This is a genomic window from Streptomyces sp. DG1A-41 (assembly GCF_037055355.1).
Lineage (GTDB): Bacteria > Actinomycetota > Actinomycetes > Streptomycetales > Streptomycetaceae > Streptomyces.
The window spans coordinates 1,411,306-1,434,503 of record NZ_CP146350.1; the positions used below are offsets into that span (position 1 = coordinate 1,411,306).

20 protein-coding genes and 1 pseudogene are annotated in these 23,198 nt (G+C 71.4%); 13 read left to right on the forward strand and 8 right to left on the reverse strand.

The annotated features are described in order from the left end of the window. Window positions 1-141: 141 nt before the first annotated feature. Window positions 142-685: pseudogene (locus V8690_RS06660) on the forward strand (Repetin). On the opposite strand, the gene V8690_RS06665 reads toward V8690_RS06660, so the two are convergent. The 4 genes from V8690_RS06665 to V8690_RS06680 all read right to left on the reverse strand — a co-directional run bounded on the left by V8690_RS06665 (window position 660) and on the right by V8690_RS06680 (window position 5,789). Then, window positions 660-1,850, reverse strand: coding sequence for an MFS transporter (locus tag V8690_RS06665; RefSeq protein ID WP_338776411.1), 1,191 nt, complete (start codon window positions 1,848-1,850; stop codon window positions 660-662). The pseudogene V8690_RS06660 and the gene V8690_RS06665 sit on opposite strands and share 26 nt — an antisense overlap. 153 nt (window positions 1,851-2,003) lie before the next feature. Further along, window positions 2,004-2,456, reverse strand: a complete 453-nt coding sequence (locus V8690_RS06670) for an Lrp/AsnC family transcriptional regulator (RefSeq protein ID WP_010046396.1) — start codon at window positions 2,454-2,456, stop codon at window positions 2,004-2,006. A 10-nt stretch (window positions 2,457-2,466) separates the two neighbouring features. Further along, window positions 2,467-3,933: an amino acid permease gene (locus V8690_RS06675; RefSeq protein WP_338776417.1), complete on the reverse strand. Its 1,467-nt coding sequence runs from the start codon at window positions 3,931-3,933 to the stop codon at window positions 2,467-2,469. Between the two features lie 389 nt (window positions 3,934-4,322). After that, window positions 4,323-5,789, reverse strand: coding sequence for a GuaB1 family IMP dehydrogenase-related protein (locus V8690_RS06680; RefSeq protein ID WP_338776419.1), 1,467 nt, complete (start codon window positions 5,787-5,789; stop codon window positions 4,323-4,325). A gap of 370 nt (window positions 5,790-6,159) precedes the next feature. Here V8690_RS06680 and V8690_RS06685 point away from each other — a divergent pair, with 370 nt between their 5' ends. The 11 genes from V8690_RS06685 (at window position 6,160) to V8690_RS06735 (ending at window position 17,649) form a co-directional block, all read left to right on the forward strand. After that, complete coding sequence (locus tag V8690_RS06685; protein WP_338776422.1) at window positions 6,160-7,281, forward strand: 3-deoxy-7-phosphoheptulonate synthase; 1,122 nt, start codon at window positions 6,160-6,162, stop codon at window positions 7,279-7,281. Between the two features lie 54 nt (window positions 7,282-7,335). Further along, entirely contained in the window at window positions 7,336-8,724 is a 1,389-nt protein-coding gene (locus V8690_RS06690; RefSeq protein ID WP_338776424.1) for an aldehyde dehydrogenase family protein, read from the forward strand. Further along, window positions 8,721-10,046: a phenylacetate--CoA ligase family protein gene (locus tag V8690_RS06695; RefSeq protein WP_338776427.1), complete on the forward strand. Its 1,326-nt coding sequence runs from the start codon at window positions 8,721-8,723 to the stop codon at window positions 10,044-10,046. The genes V8690_RS06690 and V8690_RS06695 overlap by 4 nt, the downstream gene beginning before the upstream one ends. Further along, entirely contained in the window at window positions 10,043-11,773 is a 1,731-nt protein-coding gene (locus tag V8690_RS06700) for a prenyltransferase/squalene oxidase repeat-containing protein (protein ID WP_338776429.1), read from the forward strand. Before V8690_RS06695 ends, V8690_RS06700 begins: the two co-directional genes overlap by 4 nt. A gap of 13 nt (window positions 11,774-11,786) precedes the next feature. Further along, entirely contained in the window at window positions 11,787-12,203 is a 417-nt protein-coding gene (locus V8690_RS06705; RefSeq protein ID WP_338776432.1) for a hypothetical protein, read from the forward strand. Window positions 12,204-12,222: 19 nt separating this feature from the next. Then, complete coding sequence (locus V8690_RS06710) at window positions 12,223-12,498, forward strand: phosphopantetheine-binding protein (protein ID WP_338776433.1); 276 nt, start codon at window positions 12,223-12,225, stop codon at window positions 12,496-12,498. Further along, complete coding sequence (locus tag V8690_RS06715) at window positions 12,495-13,535, forward strand: acyl-CoA synthetase (RefSeq protein WP_338776435.1); 1,041 nt, start codon at window positions 12,495-12,497, stop codon at window positions 13,533-13,535. Before V8690_RS06710 ends, V8690_RS06715 begins: the two co-directional genes overlap by 4 nt. Window positions 13,536-13,619: 84 nt before the next feature. Continuing rightward, window positions 13,620-14,366, forward strand: a complete 747-nt coding sequence (locus V8690_RS06720) for an SDR family oxidoreductase (RefSeq protein WP_338776437.1) — start codon at window positions 13,620-13,622, stop codon at window positions 14,364-14,366. Window positions 14,367-14,414: 48 nt separating this feature from the next. Further along, window positions 14,415-15,467, forward strand: a complete 1,053-nt coding sequence (locus tag V8690_RS06725) for a phenazine antibiotic biosynthesis protein (protein WP_338776439.1) — start codon at window positions 14,415-14,417, stop codon at window positions 15,465-15,467. A 135-nt stretch (window positions 15,468-15,602) separates the two neighbouring features. Further along, window positions 15,603-17,123: an aromatic amino acid ammonia-lyase gene (locus tag V8690_RS06730; RefSeq protein ID WP_338776441.1), complete on the forward strand. Its 1,521-nt coding sequence runs from the start codon at window positions 15,603-15,605 to the stop codon at window positions 17,121-17,123. 52 nt (window positions 17,124-17,175) lie between these two features. Then, window positions 17,176-17,649 carry a hypothetical protein gene (locus V8690_RS06735; protein ID WP_338776442.1) on the forward strand — a complete coding sequence of 158 codons (474 nt, stop codon included), beginning with the start codon at window positions 17,176-17,178 and terminating at the stop codon, window positions 17,647-17,649. On the opposite strand, the gene V8690_RS06740 is transcribed toward V8690_RS06735, so the two are convergent. Further along, window positions 17,646-18,512 carry a helix-turn-helix transcriptional regulator gene (locus V8690_RS06740; RefSeq protein WP_338776443.1) on the reverse strand — a complete coding sequence of 289 codons (867 nt, stop codon included), beginning with the start codon at window positions 18,510-18,512 and terminating at the stop codon, window positions 17,646-17,648. The genes V8690_RS06735 and V8690_RS06740 overlap by 4 nt on opposite strands. 229 nt (window positions 18,513-18,741) lie before the next feature. Between V8690_RS06740 and V8690_RS06745 the strand changes: the two genes are divergently transcribed. Then, a complete protein-coding gene (locus V8690_RS06745) occupies window positions 18,742-20,139 on the forward strand; it encodes an MFS transporter (RefSeq protein WP_338776445.1) in 1,398 nt (465 codons plus the stop codon). A 57-nt stretch (window positions 20,140-20,196) separates the two neighbouring features. Here the strand turns inward: V8690_RS06745 and V8690_RS06750 are convergent, their stop codons facing one another. Genes V8690_RS06750 through aroA form a run of 3 tightly spaced genes read right to left on the reverse strand, consistent with a single transcriptional unit; the run spans window position 20,197 to window position 23,194 of the window. Continuing rightward, complete coding sequence (locus V8690_RS06750; RefSeq protein WP_338776446.1) at window positions 20,197-20,712, reverse strand: shikimate kinase; 516 nt, start codon at window positions 20,710-20,712, stop codon at window positions 20,197-20,199. Beyond that, window positions 20,709-21,893: a chorismate synthase gene (aroC, locus tag V8690_RS06755; RefSeq protein WP_338776448.1), complete on the reverse strand. Its 1,185-nt coding sequence runs from the start codon at window positions 21,891-21,893 to the stop codon at window positions 20,709-20,711. The genes V8690_RS06750 and aroC overlap by 4 nt, the downstream gene beginning before the upstream one ends. After that, window positions 21,890-23,194: a 3-phosphoshikimate 1-carboxyvinyltransferase gene (aroA, locus tag V8690_RS06760; RefSeq protein WP_338776450.1), complete on the reverse strand. Its 1,305-nt coding sequence runs from the start codon at window positions 23,192-23,194 to the stop codon at window positions 21,890-21,892. The genes aroC and aroA overlap by 4 nt, the downstream gene beginning before the upstream one ends. Window positions 23,195-23,198: the final 4 nt, after the last annotated feature.

The following is a 23,198-nucleotide window of genomic DNA, read 5'->3' on the forward strand; positions in this document are numbered from 1 at the left end:
GCCCGTGGGCTCAGGCCGGGGCGGGTTTCCCCGCCGGGCGGCGGAGGCGGGGTCCCGTCCCCGGTGCGCCATGGCGCGGGCGCCGCGCCGGGACAGTGGTGAGCGTCCAGTTGACGTGCGTCACCTGCGGAAAGGACCGCCATGAACCGCCGTACGAAGACCGCCTTACTCGGCTCCGCGCTGCTGCTCACCGTCGCTGCCGCGGCCGGCTCCGCCGGAGCCTTGGCCCCCCGGCGAGAGCGGGCGTGAGGCCGCCGCGCTCACCGGCAAGGCCAAGCTGTACCGCTCGGACGGGGACGACATCACCTTCTCCTTCGACGCGCACCTGGCAGCCGAGGACAAGCTCGACCCGATGGAGGCCACCGGCACCTTCGAGTGGAGCCACCGCCTGAACGGCAAGGGCGCCTGGGCGAAGGCGAAGGTGGACCGTCTGGTCACCGGCGGCAAGGTGGCTGTCGTCTCCGGCGTCATCACCTCCTCCGACCTGCCCGGTGCGAAGGGCAAGCGCTTCGGGATCACCGTGCAGGACATCGGTCACCGCGACCGGCTCGGCTACAGCTGGGCCACCACCGGTACCCCGGTCGCCACGAAGGACCTGCCCAAGTGCGTCAGCTCGGCGCCCTACGAGAAGGTCGAGAAGGGCACCGGCGACTTCCCGGTCACTCCCCGGCAGCCCGAGCTCTAGCCAGCGCCAGCGCCGTCACCAGATAAGGGATCGCCAGCACCGCGAAGACGGTGCTGTGCGCCATGTCCGTGCCGAGCAGCGCGTACACGCCGAACGTGGCGACCGTCGCCAGCTCGGTGCCCAGGCTCGCCACCGAGGTGAGCGTGGCCCGGCGGGACTCGTCGATACGGTGCTGGAGGCGGGCGTCGGCCAGCACCTCCGCCAGCTGGAACCCGGCGAAGGCGAGGCTCACCAGAGCGATGCCGGCCAGTGAGCGGGCCGCGGCACCGACGGCCAGGGCCAGTGCGGCGCCCGCGAGCAGCGCGGCGAGACCGGCCGGGCCGAGGCGTTCGGCCGGTCCGGTCAGGAGGCTGCCGACGGTGACGCCCGCCCAGATCAGCATGATCAGGTAGGGCACCGTCGCTTCGGCGACGCCGATGTCCCGGACCAGCAGCGGGGTGTACTCGTCGAGTGCGCCCCACACCGCCGCCACGGCCGGAATCAGCAGCAGGGCACCGCGCACGGAGCGGTCCCTGCGGACCTCGGCGAGCCCGGTCCGCAAGGTCGTCGCCCAGCTGTCGTCGGCGTGGTCCGGCCGCACCCGGTGCTCGGGGAACCGGGTCGCGGTGACGGCGGTCAGCACACAGGCCAGGAAGCTCGCGGCACCGACGGCCGCGTAGCCGCCCTGGGCGAAGACGGGCCCCGCGAGGCCGAGGGAGGCCACGGTGCCCACCAGCCGCGCGGCCCGTGCCCGGCCCATGACCCGCGCGTACCGGTCGGCGGCACCGAGATGATCCAGCTCGTCGTACACCAGCGCCTCCAGCGCGCCGGAGCCGAGCGCTCCGCCGGCGCCCCACAGGACGAATCCGGCCGCGAAGGCCCAGTACGACGGGACGGCCACCCACAGCGCGAAGCCGACGGCGGTGAGCAGCGGGCCGATCCACAGCAGCCGGCGACGCGACACGGCGTCGGCCCAGGCACCGGAGGGCACTTCCAGCACCACCGAGGTGATCGACCACAAGGCGAACAGAGAGGAGATCTGCCAGAGCGACATGCCGGTGTCGGCGAACAGCAACGCGTACACCGGGTAGAGCAGGACGAAGTCGTCGAGGAACGCGTAACCGTACAGCGTGGTCGTCAGCCGTCGGACGCCGGTGGCGGGCACGCGTGCGGGTGAGAGTGTCATGAGGCCTTCCCGTAAGGACCGATCGGACGCCGGAGGTACGGCGTCCGAGGCGGTCCCCGGGAGGCGCGGCTGGTGGATCAATGTCGCCAGGTCATGACACCGATGCTAGGCGCTGACCGGCGGATCGTCCCGCGGATTGCGTGGGCGATCCCGTTACGTGGGCGATCCCGACGAGAAGCGCCGCAGCAGCGGCGAGAGCACGAGCACGGACTTGGTCCGCTCGACGAACGGCTCCCCGGCGATCCGCTCCAGTACCCGTTCGAAGTGCCGCATGTCGGAGGCGAAGACCTGGGCGATCGCGTCCGCGTCCCCGGTGACGGTGGACGCGGCAACGACCTCCTGGTAGCGCTCCAGGCCCCGCTGGATGGTCTCCGGGGAGGTGTTGCCCCGGCAGTAGATCTCGACGAACCCCTCGGTCTGCCAGCCGAGGGCGCCCGGGTCCACCCGTACGGTGAAGCCGGTGATGGCTCCGGTGGCGCGCAGCCGGTCCACGCGCCGTTTCACGGCGGGTGCGGACAGGCCGACGATATGGCCGATGTCGGCGTAGGAGCGGCGGGCGTCCTCGGCGAGGGCGTGCACGATGCGTTCGTCGAGATCGTTCAGCACAGTGGGTTGGTCACTTTTCGGATGGTGCGAGTCGGGAACGGCGATAGCCGTACACGAAGTAGAACACGAGCCCGGCGGCCATCCAGACACCGAAGACCACCCAGGTCACGGTCGACAGGCTGCCCATCATCCAGAGGCAGAAGGCGAAGCCCAGCGCGGGCAGGACCGGGGACAGCGGCACCCGGAAGGTGCGGGGCATGTCCGGCCGGGTCCGGCGCAGCACCACGACGGCCACGTTGACCAGCGCGAAGGCGAAGAGGGTGCCGATGCTGGTGGCGTCGGCGAGCTGCCCGAGCGGAATCGCGGCGGCCAGGACACCGCAGAACAGCGACACGATCAGGGTGTTGGCGCGGGGCGTGCCGGTCTTCGGGTGGACCCTGGCGAACACCTTCGGCACCAGCCCGTCGCGGGACATGGCGAACAGGATGCGGGTCTGGCCGTACAGCACGGTCAGCACCACGCTCGCGATGGCGATGACGGCGCAGAAGGCGAGCAGCGTGCCCCAGAAGGTCTGCCCGGTGACCTCGCGCATGATCTGGGCGAGGGCGGCCTCGGAGCCGGTGAAGTTCTTCCAGGGCTTGGCGCCGACCGCGACGGCGGCGACGAGGACGTACAGCGCCGTGACGATGACCAGCGACAGCATGATCGCGCGCGGCAGGTCGCGCTGGGCGTTCTTGGCCTCCTCGCCGGCGGTGGAGGCTGCGTCGAAGCCGATGTAGGAGAAGAACAGGGTCGCCCCGGCGGCGCTGACGCCCGCCATGCCCAGCGGCATGAAGTTCTCGTAGTTGCCGGAGCGGAAGCCCTGGACGCCGATGGCGCAGAACAGCACCAGCGCGGCGATCTTCACGATGACCATGACGGTGTTGGCGCGGGCGGACTCGCGGGCACCGCCCAGCAGGAACGCCATCGCGAGCAGGACGACGATCAGCGCGGGCAGGTTGAACACGCCGCCGTCGCCGGGCGGGGCGGACAGGGCGGCCGGGATGGTGACGCCGATGGTCCCGTCGAGCAGTTCGTTGAGGTACTCGCCCCAGCCGACGGCGACCGCGGCGACGGACACGCCGTACTCCAGGACCAGGCACCAGCCGCAGATCCAGGCGATCAGCTCGCCCATCGTTGCGTACGCATACGAGTACGAGGAGCCGGAGACCGGGATGGTGCCCGCCAGCTCGGCGTACGACAGGGCCGAGAACAGGGCGGTCAGACCGGCTATGACGAAGGCGAGCGTGACGGCCGGGCCGGCCTTGGGGACGGCCTCTCCGAGCACGACGAAGATGCCGGTGCCGAGGGTGGCACCGATGCTGATCATGGTGAGCTGCCACAGTCCGAGAGAGCGCCGCAGCGTGCCTCCCTCGCCCTGGCCGCCCTCCGCGACCAGGCTTTCCACCGGCTTGCGACGCATGAGGCGCGCCCCGACGCCCGGGGACGGCGGGGCGGTCTGACTACTGCTGTTCGGGGGTGCGCCTTGGTCGAGCACGCGCTGACTCCTTCGTCGCTGCCGGTCTCGGGTGGCAGGGACCGGCAGCGTCCCGCCCGACAGCCGGGACCCACCGAGCGGGGTCCCCGCCACGCCACGTACGAGGCGACAGCCTACGAGCAGCGGCGTTGCCCGTGTAATGCAGCAACCTTGCGCATGCCCGCAAGATCATTGCGTTCCTCGGGACTGGCCGGAGGTTCGTTGCACGGATGCGTTCGTCCATTGCACGTGACGTGCTCGGACCAGCTCTTTCAGCGGAAACGTGAGCTCCTCGACACACTCGTGCGCGACTCCGTGATCTCCGGGCCGTACGACGGCAGGACACCCGCAGGCACAAGCACAAGGCCCCCGATCTTCATCGGGGGCCTGGGGCGAGGGCGTGAGGGCCGTCAGTTCCAGCTGGCGTGCAGCGGCTTGCCCTCGGCGTAGCCGGCGGCGCTCTGGATGCCGACGATGGCCTTCTCGGCGAACTCCTCCAGGGAGGCGGCACCGGCGTACGTGCAGGAGGAGCGGACGCCCGCGATGATCGAGTCGATCAGATCCTCGACGCCGGGGCGTGCCGGGTCGAGGAACATCCGGGACGTGGAGATGCCCTCCTCGAACAGTGCCTTGCGGGCCCGGTCGTACGCCGACTCCTCCGACGTGCGGTTGCGCACGGCACGCGCGGAGGCCATGCCGAAGGACTCCTTGTAGGCACGCCCCTGGGCGTCGTGCTGGAGGTCGCCCGGGGACTCGTAGGTGCCCGCGAACCAGGAGCCGACCATCACGTTGGACGCGCCGGCGGCGAGCGCCATCGCCACGTCGCGCGGGTGGCGGATCCCGCCGTCGGCCCACACGTGCTTGCCGTACTTCTTCGCTTCGGCGGCGCACTCCAGGACCGCGGAGAACTGCGGCCGGCCGACGCCGGTCATCATGCGCGTGGTGCACATGGCGCCGGGTCCGACACCGACCTTCACGATGTCGGCACCCGCCTCGATGAGGTCGCGCACGCCCGCGGCGGCCACGACGTTGCCCGCGACGATCGGCACCTGCGGGTCGAGGTCGCGCACCAGCTTCAGGGCGCTGATCATCGACTCCTGGTGGCCGTGCGCGGTGTCGATGACGAGCGTGTCGACGCCCGCGTCCAGCAGTTGCTTGGCCTTGCCCGCGACGTCGCCGTTGATGCCGACGGCGGCGGCGATGCGCAGCCGCCCCTGTGCGTCCGTGGCCGGCTTGTAGAGCGTGGCGCGCAGGGCGCCCTTGCGGGTGAGGATGCCGGCGAGCGTGCCGTCCTTGTTGACCGCGGGGGCGTAGCGGCGGTTGGCGTGGTCGAGGGTGTTGAAGGCCTCGCCCGGGTCCATGTCCGCGTCGATGAGCAGCAGGTCCCGGGACATGACCTCGGCGAGCTGCGTGAAGCGGTCCACACCGGCCAGGTCGGAGTCGGTGACCACGCCGATCGGCCGGTGGTCGTCGTCGACGACGACTCCGGCGTTGTGCGCGCGCTTGGGCAGCAGCGACAGCGCGTCCGCGACGGTCTGGTGGGGCGCCAGCATGATCGGGGTGTCCAGGACCAGGTGGCGGCTCTTCACCCAGGAGACGACGTCGGTGACCACGTCGATGGGGATGTCCTGCGGTATGACGACGAGGCCGCCGCGGCGGGCCACGGTCTCGGCCATGCGGCGCCCGGCGATGGCGGTCATGTTGGCGACGACGAGCGGGATGGTGGTGCCCGTGCCGTCCGGGGAGCTGAGGTCGACGGCCTGCCGGGAGCCCACCGAGGAGCGGCTCGGCACCATGAAGACGTCGTCGTACGTCAGGTCGTACGAAACCGGAGATGACTCTACGTAGCGACCGGTACCGGCCTCGATGAAGCGCATAGCCTCACATTTCCACACGAGATCACGCAGGTCACTCCCACGAAGACACAACGAAACGCCCCCGTGATCATGTAATCCTCCAAGGAGGGTACGAGGGGGTCCCGAGTGGGGGCAGGTACCTGCCTTACAACGAAACGTTACCCGTGCAGCTAGGTGCACAACAACTTGCTGCACGCGGCACAGCTGGCGGCCCCGCTTCCGAATGCGGCACGGTAATTCCCGTGCCTGCCGGGTGGTTGTACGCCGAAATCACCTTTGCCACGCCAGTCCGATCGGCTTCTCGGAATAGGCACTCGGTGGATCACGAACCGCCGAAAGGATTCGTTGCCGACGCACGACTTCTGCGCTGAGCAGAACGAATTGAGGAACGATGCAGAGTCTTCCCACGCCGACCGAGGCAGATTCCGATTCCCTGGTCGCCGACGTTCCGCCGGAGGGCGTCGGCGGGCAGCACCGCACCCATCTGACCAGCACCCCCGAAGAGCTGCTGACCGCGTTGCCACTGAGCACGGCCGCGGCGCGGTCGGTGAGCGCCGGGCGCCGGATGACACGCGCGGTGCTGAGCGGTGACGACGACCGGATGCTCGTGGTGGTCGGCCCGTGCTCGATCCACGACGTCGACGCGGGTCTGGCGTACGCCCGGTCACTGGGTGAGCTGGCGGCCGAGCTCGCTGACGACCTGGCGGTGGTCATGCGGGTGTACGTCGAGAAGCCCCGCACCACCGTCGGATGGACCGGGCTGCTCGCCGATCCGGCGCTGGACGGCAGCCTGGATCTCGATCGAGGGCTGCGCACGGTCCGTACGCTCATGCTGGAGATCGCGGAAACGGGCCTGCCCATCGCCACGGAGTGGCTGAGCCCGGCGGCTCCGGCGTACCTGGCCGATCTGATCTCGTGGGGCGCGATCGGCGCCCGGACCGTGGAGAGCCAGGTGCACCGGCAGCTGGCGAGCGGTCTGCCCATGCCCGTGGGCATGAAGAACGGCAGCACCGGCTCGGTGGGTGTCGCCGTCGACGCCATCCGGTCCGCGGCCGCCCGCCATGCCTACCTGGGCCACGGCCCGGACGGCCGGCCCGTCACCCTGCGCACGAGCGGCAACCCCGACTGCCACGTGGTGCTGCGCGGCGCCTCGGACCGGCCCAACTACCGCGCCGAGGACGTGCGCGAGACGGCGGGCCTGCTGCGGGCGGCCGGTCTGCCCTCGGGCGTGGTGATCGACGCCAGCCACGGCAACAGCGGCAAGGACCATGAGCGCCAGGCCCTCGTCGCCCGGGAGATCGGGGCCCAGGTCGCAGCCGGCGACAGCGACATCCGCGGCGTGATGCTGGAGGGCTTCCTGATCCCCGGGCGCCAGGATCTCGGGCGCGGCGAGCCCGTGTTCGGGCAGAGCGTCACCGACGCCTGCATGGGGTGGGACGCCACCGTCGGCGTCCTCCGGGACCTGGCTGCGGCGACCCGTGGGCGCCGCACCGTGACGGCTTCCGTTCGCTGACCCCGCCCCCTCACGTACGCCCCGTGACTCGCCGGAAGGAACAGGAGAGCGAGCATGCTGGACATCCCCGCGCTGGGGCCGACCGGGCCCTACAGGACGCGGAACCGCACCACCGTGACGGACGCCTCGGGCGTAGCGGCACTTGAACTGGCCTCTGTCCCCGGCCTGGTCGTCTCCCACTGGATCGACCAGCTGCGCGCGAGTGCGCCGCTGCCCGTCGCACAGGCGGCGGACGTCCTCGCGAAGGCGGCCGGCGTCTTCGCGGACCAAGAGGTCCTGGGAGACGACCTGGACGCCCACGAGCGGCGGGTCGCGGAGCTGACGGGCACGCCCCTCGCGGTCGTGCGCGAGTGCGACCGGCTCATCACGGCGACCCTTCGCGACGTGGCACGCACCGCGTCCGCGGCCCGGCCCGCCGGCTGCGCCCCGGTCGGTACCGCCCCGTCGAAGTCACTGCCCGCGACGGCCGCCTGGCGCCGCACCGGGGACGTCCTCGCCGTGCACGCGGCGGGCAACAGTCCAGGCGTCCACGCCATGTGGCCGGAGGCCCTGGCCCTCGGTTACCGCGTCGCCGTCCGTCCCTCCAACCGGGATCCGCTCACCCCACTCCGCCTCGTCACCGCGCTGCGGGAGGCGGGCGTACCGGCGACACAGCTGGTCGTGGCGCCCTGCGACCACGCGACAGCGGATCTGATCGTCGAGCGTTCGGACCGCGCCGTGGTGTACGGCGGGCAGGACGTCGTGGACAAGTACCGCGACCGGGCCGACGTCCGGTCGCAGGGGCCGGGCCGCTCGAAGCTGGTCGTGGCGGCCGACGCCGACCGGGGCACAGGGCTCGAACTGGCCCGCACGGGTGCGCTCTACCACGCGGGAACCGCGTGCACGGCGACCACGGGCGTCCTGGTCGAGCACGATCCGGCGGGATTCGCCGCCGAATTGGCCGCCGTGCTCGCCGAGGTGACACCGGCCGGGCCCGTGGCCGGCACGGCCCTGCTGCCCTGCATGCCGGAGGCCGACGCGCGGCGGCTCGCCACGGCGCTCCTGGACCGGACGGAGGACGCGGTCGTGCACCTCGCGCCACGGGTCGAGCGGCTCGGCGGCGAGGGGTCCCTGGCGGCCCTGACACCGGCGGTCGTGGAACTGACCTCCCCGAAGGACCCGCTGCTGTCGTACGAGATGCCCTTCCCGTGCGTGTGGGTCGCCCCGTTCGAACGCGGTGCCACGGACGTCCTCGACGGCTCCCTGGTGCTGTCGCTGCACACCGAGGACCTGGGGCTGATCGCCGCGGCCTCGGAGCTCACCTCGGTGTCCAACGTGTACCGGAGCAGGCCGACCTCGTGGATCCACCCGGACGTGCCGCACGACGGGTTCCTCGGCGAGTTCCTGATGCGCGCCACCGGACTGGCGCTTGCCGACGAGAACGAGACAAGGAGTGACAAGTGAAGATCAACTCCAGTAGTGACCTCGACTTCATGGAGCGGATACAGCAGGAGGTGACCGCCCACCGCACCACTTCTGCCTCCGACTCGACCTACTACGCGTCGAAGCTGGGCGAGGCCTGGGACCGGGCACGGCAGACCTCCGCCTACGCCGCACTGGGCGCGTTCTCGGCGGACGCGTTCCGCGACCTCGGGGCGACCTCCAAGGACGCCCTCAAGTCCCGGCCCCTCGACTATCTGCGCGTACCCGTCGAGGCGGGCCTGAAGTACTACCAGACCACGGGGACCACGGGGACCCCCACGCCCACGCCGCGCACCGCCCGCGACATGATCGCCAACACCGTGTCCGTGGCCGAGGCCTGGCGCGGCATGCTGACGGGCGGCGGCCACCGCGCGCTGATCCTGCTGCCCTCGGACATCGTGCCGGTGGCCGATCTGATGGTCGGTGTCTGCGAGTTCCTGGACGTTCCCCACGTCAAGGCCTACCCGTACACCACCGGCATCTCCGACTGGGACCGCATCGTCGGACTGTGGGAGGTCTTCCGGCCGACCGTGCTCTTCGTGGCACCCGGGGTGCTCCTGGAGTTCTCCCAGGTGCTCAAGAGGCGCGGCCTGCTGGACCGGCTGCGCGAGTCGGTCGAACTCCTCATGCTGCTCGGCGAGGTGAGCACCCCGGAGCTGCGCGCCATGGCCGGGTCGTGGTGGGACGCGCGTGCCTACGACGCGAGTTACGGCAGCACGGAGAGCGGCACGCTGGCCGCGTGCTGCGCGCACGACCGGCTGCATCTGCTGCGCGGGGCCAACTACTTCGAGATCGCGGACGGGAACGGCTTGGCGCCCGCCGAGGCCGGACGCGCGGGCCGGCTCGTCGTCACGCCGCTCAACAACGACGCCCGCCCCCTGCTTCGCCTCGACATGGGCGACGAGGTGTCCGTCGCGGGCGGTTGCCCGTGCGGCCAGGACACTCCGACGGTCACGGTCCACGGCCGGGGCAGCGACGGAACCGAGATCAAGGGCAGCCGGGTGCGCACGCGCGACCTCGAAGGCATCGTCTACGCGAACCGCGACGTCATGGGATACCTGATCGAGATCGACGGGGCGGGCACCTGGGCCCGGCTGCTGCTGGAGCGTGACCCCGGCACCGACCGGGACGCCGAGCGCGCCAAGAACGACGTCATCCAGCGGCGGACGGACGAGCACCTCGGCTTCCGGTGGGACGAGGTCCGGTTCGTCAACCGGCTGCCGGCGACGACAAAGAGCGGCGGCTCCCAGAAGAGCTGGAAGCGCTCCAACTTCCGGGTCGTGGACGAGGTGGTGCCGGCATGACGTACGACGCCTTGCGGAGGTCGTCGGGGGTCGTCTCCGGGGAGTCGGATCTGTGGTGCACCTACGCGGCCGTACGCACCCTGCGCTGGCTCGACCGGGTCGGCGACCTGCCGTCGCCCGAGTCCGTCGCCGGATTCCTCGCCTCCCGGCAGAACTCCGACGGCGGGTTCGCCTGGTCGGCCGGCATGAGCTCCGACGCCTGGGCCACCTACTACTGCACGCAGGCCCTGGCCGATCTGCCGGACGGCAGCCGCGGCACGGTCCGCGGGTCGAGTTCCGCCTGGGTGTGGAGCACCGAGCACGCGGACGGCGGGTTCGCGATGACGCCCAGCCAGGCGTCGGACGTATGGGCCACCTACTACGCCGTGCGCACCCTGGTGGAGATCTACGGCGAGCGCCCGCCCGAGACGCTGTTCGACTGGCTGGCGGCGCTCCAGTCCGAGGACGGCGGACTGGCCTGGAGCCCGGCTCACGCGAAGGACGGCGCTTCCGACGTGCGGGCCTGCTATTACGCCGTCACCGCCTGGCACACGGCCACCGGCGGACAGGGGCCGCTGCCGTGGGACCGCGAGCGGCTCACGGACTGGCTCCGGGGCCGGCAGAGCGCGGCCGGCGGTTTCACCTTCCGGGCCGGCGACGAGACGGACTGCCTGTGGGCGACGTTCCGGGCCACCGGCGCCCTGAGCCGCCTCGGCGAGGCTCCCCGGGACCCCGGGGGCTGCGTCGCCTGGATCATGAGCCGGCTGCGGCCGGGCGAGTCCTTCACCCGGTGGCCCGGCTACCCCGTCCAGGACGTGTGGGCCGCGTTCTGCGCGGTGGGCGCGCTGCGGGAACTCGGCGCGCGGCTCGACGGCATCGCCGACGGTGTGGTCGCCCGGGTGCTTTCCTTCCGGACCGGGCAGGGCGGCTTCACCTACCGCACTCCCGAACTCGCCTCGGACGTCCTCACCACCTCGGCCCACCTGATGGCCCGCACCTTCCCGGCCGACGGGGAGCGCGAGGCCGTGCGGTGGACGGAGAGCTGCATGCTGCCGAACGAGAACGGCATCATGTACATGCCCGGACGAGGGAGTGAGGTGCGCTGCACCCTCTGGGCCCTGTCCGCGGGGGCGTTCGAGGACGACGCCCCGGCCCGGGCGCGCATCGCGCAGTGGCTGGCCGGTTCCATCCAGAACCCCGACGGCGGGTTCGGCTACTGGGAGGGCCGAGCGTCGGACATGGTGTCGACGAGCTCAGCCGCCGAGATCCTGCACCGGACCGGCGGTGACTCGGCCGCCGGTTTCCTCCGGGACATCGCCGACTATGTGGCCGCCTGCGAGACGACGCCCGGCCGGTACGCCAACGTGCCGGGCGGCCCCGCCACGCTGCGCTCCACCTTGCAGGCGCTCAGGGCGCTGCACCGCGCCGTCGGGGCGGACGACACCCACGTCACCGAGGCCCTCACCCGGCACCGGGTGCCCGGCGGCGGGTTCGCCAACGAGGGCCGTCGGGTCCCCGACCTGCTGAGCACCTACGAAGCCGTGCTGGCGGCGGACGTGTTCGGCCTCGACTGGGACGCCGCCCACCTGACGAAGTTCCTGGACAGCGTGCGCACGGCGGACGGCGGATTCGCCTGGACGCCCCTGATGGCGATGAGCGGCGGTCCGCTCGCCGACTGCCTGGGCCGGCGCCTGGAGCTGAGGCTGTCGCCCGAAGGAATCGCCCTGCCACCGCTGGCCCTCTCGTGAAAGGCGCGCGATCTTGCCCACCGTCGATGTGACCAGCACCCCGCTCACCCCTTCCGCACGCCTGCGGGCGGCCCTGCGGCTCACCCGATGGATGGCCGCGCACGGCTCGAACGCCGCGCACGTCGTGGTCTCCTTCCGAACCTCCGAGCCCATGGAGTACTTCGCGGGCGGGATGCCGCTGACCACCTACGAGCACGGCACGGAGCCGGGCAAGCACGCCCGGTGGGCGTCGGTCGTGTGCCACGTCCACCCCGACCGTGACCACGCGTACCGGGCCGGACTGGCCGAGGAGATCGGGCAGGCGCTCGGTCTCGGCACGGACACCGCCCACCTGACGGTCCGTTTCCAGCCCACGCAGCCCGACCGGGTGTTCTACCTGGACTCGGGGTCGATGACGAGCGGCGACCCGCTACCGGTCGGCCGCGGCTGAGAGAGAAAGGTTCCCGATCATGCAGACCCTCGACCACACCGAGATCAACAACCGCATACAGGCCGTCCTGGAGAAGCGCTTCGGCGACGCCGCCCGCACACTGTCCGGGGACGCGGACCTGACCGACGCGCTGCCGGGCTTCGACAGCCTGGCCGCCCTCGAATACGTCACCGCCGTGGAGGGCGAGTTCGGCATCGAGGTCGACTTCGTCGGCGACGACGTGCGCTACTGGTTCAGCACGCTCGGCCGGACCACCGAGTACGTGCGCGAGCGCGTCGAGGACCTCGCGGCATGACGGAGACGGCGGCCCGTACCGAGGGGCCGGGGACCAGGGACGGCGAGATCCGCTTCGACACCTCCGGCAGCACGGGAGCCGCGCGCCGCTGGTTCCGGCTCCCCCACCAGTTGGAGCGCGAGGTGGAGCTGATCGGCGCGGTACTCGTCGGCCCGGTCGACCGGGTCGTCAACTTCGCCCCGCCGCAGCACCTGTTCGGCGCGCTGTTCGGCGAGTGGCTGCCCCGCATGGCGCGGATCCCGGTCCACCAGGCGTGGGCCGACCCGTACGCGCCCCTGCCGGCCTCGCCCGGTGAACGGGTGCTGGCCGTCTGCATCCCCATGGCCTGGGACCTGCTGCGGCGCGGCTGGCCGGGGCTGGAACGCGCGAGCTCGGTCGTCGCCCTGCACAGTTCGGCGGCACCGCCGCCCACGGCCCACGCGCTGGTCGGCCGCGCCGCCCCGCTGCTGCGGGCGCACGAGATCCTCGGGTCGACCGAGACCGGTGGGCTCGCCCACCGGCAGCTGGTTGCCGAGGGGCGGGACGCCCAGCCGTGGCAGGCCTTCCCCGACGTGTCCTTCGTGCGGGAGGCCGGCACCCCGCCGGGAGCCGCCGAGGAGCTGGTCGTCCGCGGCCCGCGCCTGGCCCGCCCGGAGAGCGGGACGCTGCCGCCCGACCGGTGGGCCACGGGCGACCTGGTGGAATTCACCGGCCCCCGTGCGTTCCGGCTCATCGGGCGCAGCGGCTCCCTGGTCAAGGTGAACGGGATCAAGGTCCATCTCGCCCGGGTCGACGAGCGGCTGAAAGCGCTTCTGCCGGGGGCGGAATGCGTCGCGCTGCCCCTGGACGGCGATTCCCTCGCCGGTGAGGGCTACGCCGTCTACTGGGCCGGCCGGGGCGACGACACCGTGGGCGTGGCCGACGTCAGAGCGGCCTTGGAGGATTTCCCGAGCCCGTCGCGGCTCGTGGAACTGGCGGAGATCCCGAGGACCCCCACCGGAAAGCCGGACCACAAGGCCCTTCTCGCGGAGCCGGCTTCGCCCTCCGCACGCCTGTGAAAAACCCGAACAACACATACCTCACCCACAAGAATCCCATCGACACAGGCATTGGAGTGTTCGACTCTGTCCAGGTTGATCGTGGTGACCGGCGCGAGCGCGGGCATCGGCAAGGCCACGGCGAAGCGTTTCGCCGAGAACAACGACAAGGTCCTCCTGATCGCACGGCAGGAGGAGCGACTCGCACGGACGGTGCGGGAGATCGAGTCGAGCGTGCCGGGCGCGGACGTGCAGCCACTCGCCCTCGACATGTCCGACGCCGCGTCGGTCAAGCGCCTGCGGGACCACGTCCGGTCGACGGGACTGCCCGTCAGCGGGCTGCTGTGCTGCGCCGGAGCCGTCCCGCGGTCCGGGGACACGGACGCGGACGCGGACGACGTGACATCGGTCCTGACGGAATGGCAGGAGGCCTACCAGGCGAACGTGACGACCGCGGTCGTCGCCGTGGAGGGCCTGCTCCCCGACCTGGCCGACGGCGGCAGCATCGTGCTCTACAGCTCCATCGCCGCCTACCGGGGATCCGGCGGGACGGGTGGCTACGGCGCCGCGAAGGCCGCCCTCCACTCCTACGTCCACACCCTCGCGACACGCCTCGGATCGCGCGGCATCAGCGCCAACGCGATCGCGCCGGGCTACGTCGCCGACACAGACCTCTTCGGCGGCGCCCTGCCCGCCGCGCGCGAGACCATGCTCGTCCGGCATACCGCGCTGGGACGTGCGGGAGACCCGGTGGACATCGCCGAACTCGGCTTCTACCTGTGCTCGGGCCCCGGCGGCTACGTCACCTCACAGATCCTCCAGATCAACGGCGGCTCGTCACACGGCGTCTGACGCCTCCTTCCCCCTCCCCTTCGACCGAGAAAGCACGGTGAGCTGCCCATGAACGCCCGCGAACAGGCCGACGCGCACGTCCGCGCCATGATGCGCTGGCACTTCGACCCGGCCACGGGTTCCCGGTACTGGCTGGAACGCCGCGACAGGCTGGGGTTCGACCCGGTCGAGGACGTGCGGTGCGTCGACGACCTGCTGCGCTTTCCCAATCTGGTGGACGAGCTCCGGGACGTCCCGGTCGAGGACCTGATCCCCCGCGGCCTGGACGCCTCGGAGAAGGTCCTCGCGGTGTACGAGAGCGGTGGCACCACCGGAGCGCCGAAGCGCTTCGTGATGTTCGAGAACTGGCTCGACCAATACATGGCCTGGGAGAACTCCCACTACACGGACGACGGCCGGGGGCACGCGCTGGCCGTGGCGCCCAGCGGACCGCACATGCTCGGCGAGTACTCCCGCAGGATCGCGGAGGCCAGGGGCGGGATCCGGTTCTCCATCGACCTGGATCCGCGCTGGGTGAAGCGTCTTGTCGCCACCGGTGACACTGCCGGCGCCGGAGCTTACGTCGACCATCTCGTCGACCAGGCCGAACTGGTCCTGAGCTCACAGGACATCGCGTTCCTGATCACGACACCGCCACTGCTCGCCCGCATGTCCGAGCGGGCCTCGGTCCGTGAGCTGATCGAGGAGAAGGTGCGCCTGGTGATCTGGACCGGCGCGCACATGGACCCCGACACCCTGGACTTCCTGTCCACCCAGCTCTTCCCCAAGACGCGGTTCCGCGGGTCGTACGGCAGTACCTCCGTGCTCAGCGGCACGGTGCAGCGGCCCGACCCGCAGGGCACGGGCGACACGGTCTTCGACTCGTACGCCCCCTACGTGTTCTACCGGGTGGTCGACCCCTCCTCCGGACGGCCGGTCGAGTTCGGGTCGGACGGAGCCGTGGTCATGAACTACCTCACCAAGTACGGCCTCGTACCCAACAGCCTCGAACGGGACCTGGCGACTCGGGTCCCGAGCCCCACCGGCGTCGGGGACTCCCTGCGGAACATCCACCCGGTCGCCGAGATGGACGGCCGGAAGCTGATCGAAGGCGTCTACTAGGGACGCCTCCCCTGGTGTCGGGAGGAGCAGTACCCATGTCGCACGCGCCCACGGCCGGGTACGTCGAACTCGACGGAGCCGGCCTCGCCCCGCACGGTCGCCGCGGCCGCGCGCCGGGGCGGTGACGGCACCCGGGTGACGCTCGGCGCGGAGGCCGTCGAGCGGATGCGGGCCTCCGTCGCGCTCAAGGAGTCGCTGCTGGCCCGGGAAGTGCCCATCTACGCGGTGACCACGGGCTTCGGGGACAGCTGCGTCCGGCAGATCTCACCGGACAAGGCGCACGAGCTCCAGCGCAACCTCGTGCTCTACCACCTCAACGGCGTGGGACCGGCGGCCGTGCCCGCGGTCGCCCGGGCGGCCATGATCATCAGAGCCAACGCGCTGGCCAAGGGGTCCTCGGCGATCCGGCCGCAGACCGTGTCGGCGCTGCTCGAGTGCCTGGACCGGGACATCCTCCCGCTGATCCCCGAACGCGGTTCGGTGGGTGCCAGCGGTGATCTGGTGCCGCTGTGCTACCTGGCGGCGGCGCTGATCGGCGAGGGACAGGTCCTGCACCGGGGCACCGTACGACCGGCTGTGGACGCCCTGCGCGAGGAGGGCATCGAACCGGTGCGGCTCGCGCCCAAGGAGGGCATCGCGCTGATCAACGGCACGTCCTTCGCCGCCGCGTACGCGGTCCTCGCCGCCTGGGACGCCCGGGAGCTGGCCTTCGTGGCCGAACTCGCGACGGCCATGACGCTGGAGGCACAGCACGGCAACGCGTCCGCGCTGCACCCCTTCGTCCACGCCGCGAAACCGCACCCCGGCCAGGTCCGGTCGGCCGAGGTCGTCCGGACCCTGCTCGCGGGGTCGCGGCTCGCCACGTCCTTCGACGACATCCTGGTGCGCCGCGAGAAACTGGCCGGGCGGAGTTACCTCCAGCTGAACGAGAAGATCCAGGACACGTACTCGGTGCGCTGCGCCCCGCAGGTCATCGGCATCGCCCGGGACACGCTCGACTGGGCGGAGAACTGGCTCACCACCGAAATCAACTCCGCCACCGACAATCCCCTGTTCGACGTCGACGAATCCGGGCTGCACCTCGGCGGGAACTTCTACGCGGGCCATGTCGGGCAGGCCATGGACAGTCTGAAGACGTCGGTGGCCGGCCTGGCCAACCTGCTCGACCGGCAGCTCGCCCTCGTCGTGGACGAGAAGTTCAACCAGGGGCTGCCGCCCAACCTGGTCGTCCCGCGTGGTGCGGACGATCCGGGGGCGGGGCTGCACCACGGGTTCAAGGGGATGCAGATAGCGGCCTCGGCCGTCACCGCCGAAGCCCTCAAACAGACGGGGCCCGCGTCGGTGTTCTCGCGGTCAACGGAGGCCCACAACCAGGACATCGTCAGCATGGGCACCATCTCGGCCCGGGACGCGCGCACCGTCAACGGCCTGGTGCGCGAGGTCGCGGCCATCCATCTGCTGGCCCTCGCCCAGGCGATCGACCTGCGAGGCGCCGAGAAGGCCTCACCGGCCGTCCGCGCGGTGCACGGGCTCATCCGGGAGCACAGCGCCTTCGTCACCCGTGATCGCCGGCTGGACGAGGACATCGAGGCGGTGTCCGGCCTGATCGAGAGCGGAGCGCTGCGGCGTGCCGCCGGCTTCGCCGACATCGCTTGAAGCAAGCAAGGCACCGCGCCGCGCGTGGTGCGCGACCAAGGAGTTGCATCGCATGCCGAAGAAGAAGTTCGCCCTGCTCAGCGCGGCCGGGACCGCCGCCCTGGCCCTGGGCGCGACCGCTCTGCCCACCGCTCCGGCGCACGCCGGGACCGGGAAGGTCATCGACCTGGACGTCGGCAACGATGGGGTTGTGAAGACCGATGTCGGCGAGCACGGGCTCAGCGTCGGCGACGAGTTCATCTACGCCGACAAGCTCTACCAGGACGGGAAGCAGGTCGGGAGGGACGGCAGTTCCTGCCAGGTGACCCAGCTGGCCGGCGAGAAGATCACCACCAGCTGCGTGCTGTCGGTCCAGCTGCCGGACGGCCAGATAACCGCCCAGTCACTGTGGACCAAGGGCGACGACACCGTGCGGATGGCCGTCACCGGGGGAACCGGCGCCTACCGCGGAGCCAGTGGTGAGCTGTCGTGCTACGACATCCAGACCCCGCACGAGACATACCGCATCACTTTGGACAAGCCCTAGACCTCGTGGGGGAGCTCGGACTCCCGGGGGCTGGCCATGTCCAGCAGCAGCATCGCGTCGTGGTCCGGGGTGCCTGGCGTGGCCTGATACGTGACGAGGCGTTGCCCGTCCGTGCGGGAGATCACCAACACCTCGTAGTCGAGGCGCATCGAGCCGACCTCCGGGTGCTGGAAGTGCTTCTGGCCACCTCCCCGCGCCTGTACGTCGTAGCGCTCCCAGAGCCGGGCGAACTCCGGGCTCTTCACCACGAGTTCGCCGACCAGCTGGGCCAGCTCAGGAACGTCCGGGTCGGCGCCCGCCGTCGCACGCAGGTGCGCCGCACTGTGCGCCGCCATCTTCTCCCAGTCCCGGTACAGCCGGCGCGCCATGGGGTGCAGGAACAGGTAGCGGGTGACGTTGCGGCGCTCCTGCGGCCAGTCCGTGATGCCGGGGAAGAGACGCAGCCCGGGCCGGTTGGCGGCCAGCAGGTCGTTGGCGCGGCTGACCGCGTACGCCGGCGAGGGGCGCAGGTTCTCCAGCAGGTTGAGGACCGAGTCCCGCACCGTACGCGCCGGGCCGGGGGACGGCGCCGGCATCTGGCCCGAGGCGAGCGCGACCAGTTCGTGCAGCCGGTTCATCGCCTCTGGCGAGAGCTGGAGTGCCTCGCCGAGCGCGGTGACGACTGCGGGCGAGGGCCGGGTCTCGATGCCTCGCTCCAGTCGCGTGAGGTAGCCGACGCTGACCCCGGCCACCGCCGCGAGTTCCTCTCTGCGCAGCCCGGGAGTGCGGCGGATACCGGTGCCGGCGGGCAGGCCCACGTCCTGCGGGCGGATCCGGCCGCGGCGAGCACGGAGAAAACGTCCCAGTTCCGTACCTTCACTCATCCGCCCATTGTCGCAAGTGGTCACCCGCACAGGGGGGCCGTATCAGGGTCAGGCACAGCACGCCCCCGCACGGCTCGGTCTGCCGGGGACCTGGTGAGCCGGGCACGCTGGTCGGGTAGGGGCGCGGTCGACATCCGGCATTCGATGACCCGTTCGATTTCATGTCCCGGCAGGGACGCCACACAGACGCGTCCCGGCAGGGACGGCACAACGAGAGGAGCAGTGCACGATGAGCGCGACGCGGTCCGGGACAGGAGAGGACACCGACGGGAGCACGGGACTCCGGGGTGAGCTGGAACCGGCGGGCTCGGCCACCGCCGCTCTCGCCGCCGCAGTCCTCGGGTTCTTCGTGATCACACTCGACGTCTCCGGCGTCAATGTCGCCCTGCCCGCCGTGGGCAACGACCTCGGCGGGTCACTGTCCGGGCTCCAGTGGGTCGCGGACGCTTACACCCTGATGTTCGCGGCGCTGATGCTGTCGGCCGGTTCACTCTCGGACCGGGTCGGCGCGCGGCGCGCGTACGGCTGGGGGGTCGGCCTCTTCACCCTGGCCTCCCTTGCCTGCGCGGTGGCGCCGACGCTCGGCACGCTGACGGCGGCCCGGGTGCTGCAGGGCGGCGCCGCGGCGGTGATGGTGCCCTCCTCGCTGGCGCTGATCAGGCAGGCCTTCCCCGACCCGGACAAGCGGGCGCGCGGTATCGCCCTGTGGACGGTCGGCGGTGCGGTGGCCATCGCCGCGGGGCCCGTGCTGGGCGGGCTGCTCACCACGGAGTGGAGCTGGCGTGCCGTGTTCTGGCTCAACGTGCCGGCGGGTCTCGCCGGGTTCCTGACGCTGATGCGGGCGGCGCGCTCCCCCCGCCATCCTGCCGTGTTCGACCTGCCGGGGCAGCTGACCGCCGTACTGGCACTGGCGGCGCTGACGTTCGCCGTGATCGAGGGCGGGCACCACGGCTTCACCGGCACGGTTGTGGCGGCGACCGCGATCGCCGTACTGGCCGGGGCCGCCTTCGTGGCCGTCGAGACCCGGCGGAAGGCGCCGATGCTGCCGCTGTCGCTGTTCCGGCAGCGCGGGGTGAGCGTGCCGGTCGTCGCGGGCTTCGCCTGCAACGCGGCGTTCTACGGCGGGGTGTTCGTGCTGAGCCTCTTCTTCCAGGAGCAGCGCGGGCAGTCGGCGTTCTCCGCCGGGCTGATGTTCGTGCCGATGGCGGTGATCACGGCGTTCTTCAACTACGCCTCGCCGAAGGCGGTGTCCCGCTACGGCCCGCGGAAGGTGGTCGTCGCCGGATTGCTGACCGGCATGGTGGGCTGCGCGGGACTCGCCGCCGTCACGATCGGGACACCTCCGTGGATGACCGCCGCGCTGATGATCCCGCTGGGCATCGGGGGCGCCCTCGCCATGCCGGCGCTGACCACCCTGATGCTCGACAGTGTCGCCGCAGCACGAGCGGGAACGGCGGCAGCGCTGCTCAACACCAGCCGCCAGACGGGCGGGGCACTCAGCATCGCCGTCTTCGGCGCGCTGCTGGCCGGGGACTTCGCGCCGGGCATGCGGGAGAGCCTGCTGCTTGCCGCCGCCCTGCTGGTGGCCAACGCCCTGGGCGCCGCGGCCCTGCTGCCGCGCCGCTGAGCACAACGCCCCGGGGGGTGTACCGGGCCGGGCCCGGCACACCCCCCGGGGCCGTCGTCATGCCTGCTGCAACTCCAAGGTCTCCAGGACCGCTTGAGCAACGCCCCCGGGCGTCTGGCCGTCGGTGGGTACGACGGCCGTGGCGACCTCCTCGTAGAGATGCCGCCGTGCCTCGGCCAACTGCCGCCAGCGCTCATGGGGGTTGACCGTGAGCAGCGGCCGGGCCGTGTTGAGGCCGGTGCGCTTGACCGCCTCCTCGACGTCCATCGACAGGTACGCCACCCGCTGCCCGGCGAGCAGCGCCCGCGTGCCGGCGTCGAGGATCGCGCCGCCGCCCAGGGCCAGCACACCGTCGTGCTCGGCGAGCGCCCGCCGCACCGCCCGCTTCTCGATCGCCCGGAAGGCCGACTCGCCGTCGTCGACGAAGATTTCGGCGATGGTCCTGCCCTGATCGGCGACGATGTCGTCGTCGGTGTCCCGGTAGGAGACGCCAAGACGCTCGGCCAGCAGCCGCCCGACGGTGGACTTGCCCACGCCCATCGGGCCGACCAGGACCACCAGCGGGCCGCTCATCGGATGGCGAGGTTGTCGAAGTACGACATGACGTTGCGGCGGGTCTCGGCCACCGAGTCGCCGCCGAACTTCTCCGCCACCGCATCCGCCAGCACCAGCGCCACCATCGCCTCGGCGACGATGCCCGCGGCCGGCACCGCGGACACATCGGAGCGCTGGTGATGAGCCTGCGTCGCCTCTCCCGTGGTGACGTCCACGGTCTGCAGAGCCCGCGGCACGGTCGCGATCGGCTTCATCGCGGCACGGACCCGCAGCAGCTCACCCGTGGTCAGACCGCCCTCAGTGCCACCCGAACGGCCGGAGGCACGCCGGATACCCTCACCAGTCTTCACGATCTCGTCGTGCGCCTTGGAACCGGGCGCCCGCGCCAGCTCGAAACCGTCACCGATCTCGACGCCCTTGATCGCCTGGATACCCATGAGCGCACCGGCGAGCCGGGCGTCCAGCTTACGGTCCCAGTGCACATGCGAACCAAGCCCCACCGGAACCCCGTACGCCAGGATCTCCACCACACCGCCGAGAGTGTCACCGTCCTTGTGGGCCTGATCGATCTCCGCGACCATCGCCTTCGACGCATCCGCGTCCAGACAGCGCACCGGGTCCGCGTCCAGCCTCTCCACATCGGCCGGAGTCGGGTACACACCCCGCGGCGCCTTCGCCGCGGCCAGCTCGACAACGTGGCTGACGATCTCGACGCCCGTCGTCTCCTTCAGGTACGACCTGGCCACCGCCCCCGACGCCACCCGAGCAGCCGTCTCACGCGCCGAAGCCCGCTCCAGGATCGGCCGGGCCTCGTCGAAACCGTACTTCTGCATGCCGGCGAGGTCGGCGTGGCCGGGCCGCGGCCGGGTCAGCGGGGCGTTGCGGGCGAGGCCGTCGAGGATCTCCGGGTCGACCGGGTCGGCCGCCATGACCTGTTCCCACTTCGGCCACTCGGTGTTGCCCACCATGATCGCGACCGGGGAGCCGAGGCTGAGGCCCTGCCGGACGCCGCCGAGGAAGGTGATCTCGTCACGCTCGAACTTCATCCGGGCACCGCGCCCATAGCCCAGGCGCCGCCTCGCGAGATGGTCCGCCACCATGTCCGTGGTGATCGGCACGCCGGCGGGAAGACCCTCCAGCGTCGCGACGAGTGCGGGACCGTGGGATTCCCCCGCGGTCAGCCAGCGCAACCTGCTCAACGGTGCTCCTTCGTCATGCCGGCCGTGCCGACGGGGTGTTCGTATCGGGGGAAGAGGCGTCGCATCTCGTCGTGGAAGCCCGGGAACGTCTTGGCGACGCACGTCGGATCGTCGAGGGTGACGGTCCCGGGGGCCGCGAGTCCGAGCACCGAGAACGCCATGGCGATCCGGTGGTCCCGGCCGCAGGAGATGCGCGCGGGCCGGAGTGGCCCCGGGTGGATGGTGACGCTGTCGGCGCCCTCCCGTGTCGCGACTCCGCACGCCGTCAGATTGGCGACGACCGCCGCGATCCGGTCGGACTCCTTGAGCCGCGCGTGGCCGATCCCCCGGATGGTGACGGGGGCGTCCGCCAGCGGTGCGACGGCGGCGAGGGTCATGAACGTGTCGGAGATCTCGCCCATGTCGACGGTGAATCCACCACGCAGCCCGTCGCCGCCGGTCACCGTGGTCGCGGCCCGGCCCACGTCCACCCGGGCACCGGCCCGCGCCAGAACCTCGGCGAATCGCAGGTCGCCCTGCAGGCTGTCGGCGCTCAGGCCGGGCACCGTCACGGACTGCCCGGTCACGGCAGCGGCGGCGAAGAAGTACGAGGCGGTCGACGCGTCCGGCTCGATCGCCACGTCGGTCGCCGTGTACGCGCCGGGTTCGGCCGCGAAGCCGCCGTCGTCCCGCTCCCGGACCCGCGCGCCGAAACGGCGCATCAGGGACACCGTCATGGCGATGTAGGGGCGGCTGACCAACCGCCCTCCCCTCACCACGAGTCCACGGCGCATCAGGGGCGCCGCCATCAACAGGCCGCTGAGGTACTGGCTGCTCATCGACGAGTCCACCGTGACCTCACCGCCGTCCAGGCCGTCGGCCAGGATGATCAAGGGCAGGCCGCCGCCCGGGCCAGCGCCGGCCCGCACCCCGATCCGGGAAAGCGCGTCGAACAACGCCCTCTGCGGACGCGCGCGCAACTGCGCGGAGCCGTCGACGAGAAAGGTGCCGTGCCCGGTCGCGGCGAAGGGCGGAAGGAACCGGCCCGCAGTGCCGGCGTCCGCACACCACAACCGGGCCGTACCGACGGGACCCTTCCCGACCCCGACCACGTCCCAGGCGTCAGGCAAGCAGTTTTCGACCCGCGCGCCCAGTGCCTCCACGGCTTCCCGGAACGCCACGGTGTCGTCACTGACGAGCGGATTCCGAACGCGGCTGACGCCGCCGGCGGCGGTGGCCAACAGGAGCGCTCTATTGGTCAAACTCTTCGAACCCGGTATCCGGGCGATGGACGCCGATGTGTGCGGGGCGGACGCGCTCATGCAT

Excerpts from the sequence above, each read along its gene's own strand:
- V8690_RS06665 (WP_338776411.1), bottom strand. The coding sequence starts at position 1,850 with ATGACACTCTCACCCGCACGCGTGCCCGCCACCGGCGTCCGACGGCTG.
- V8690_RS06680 (WP_338776419.1), bottom strand. The coding sequence starts at position 5,789 with ATGCGCTTCATCGAGGCCGGTACCGGTCGCTACGTAGAGTCATCTCCG.
- V8690_RS06685 (WP_338776422.1), top strand. The coding sequence starts at position 6,160 with ATGCAGAGTCTTCCCACGCCGACCGAGGCAGATTCCGATTCCCTGGTC.
- V8690_RS06690 (WP_338776424.1), top strand. The coding sequence starts at position 7,336 with ATGCTGGACATCCCCGCGCTGGGGCCGACCGGGCCCTACAGGACGCGG.
- V8690_RS06700 (WP_338776429.1), top strand. The coding sequence starts at position 10,043 with ATGACGTACGACGCCTTGCGGAGGTCGTCGGGGGTCGTCTCCGGGGAG.
- V8690_RS06710 (WP_338776433.1), top strand. The coding sequence starts at position 12,223 with ATGCAGACCCTCGACCACACCGAGATCAACAACCGCATACAGGCCGTC.
- V8690_RS06715 (WP_338776435.1), top strand. The coding sequence starts at position 12,495 with ATGACGGAGACGGCGGCCCGTACCGAGGGGCCGGGGACCAGGGACGGC.
- V8690_RS06725 (WP_338776439.1), top strand. The coding sequence starts at position 14,415 with ATGAACGCCCGCGAACAGGCCGACGCGCACGTCCGCGCCATGATGCGC.
- V8690_RS06735 (WP_338776442.1), top strand. The coding sequence starts at position 17,176 with ATGCCGAAGAAGAAGTTCGCCCTGCTCAGCGCGGCCGGGACCGCCGCC.
- V8690_RS06740 (WP_338776443.1), bottom strand. The coding sequence starts at position 18,512 with ATGAGTGAAGGTACGGAACTGGGACGTTTTCTCCGTGCTCGCCGCGGC.
- V8690_RS06745 (WP_338776445.1), top strand. The coding sequence starts at position 18,742 with ATGAGCGCGACGCGGTCCGGGACAGGAGAGGACACCGACGGGAGCACG.
- V8690_RS06750 (WP_338776446.1), bottom strand. The coding sequence starts at position 20,712 with ATGAGCGGCCCGCTGGTGGTCCTGGTCGGCCCGATGGGCGTGGGCAAG.
- aroA (WP_338776450.1), bottom strand. The coding sequence starts at position 23,194 with ATGAGCGCGTCCGCCCCGCACACATCGGCGTCCATCGCCCGGATACCG.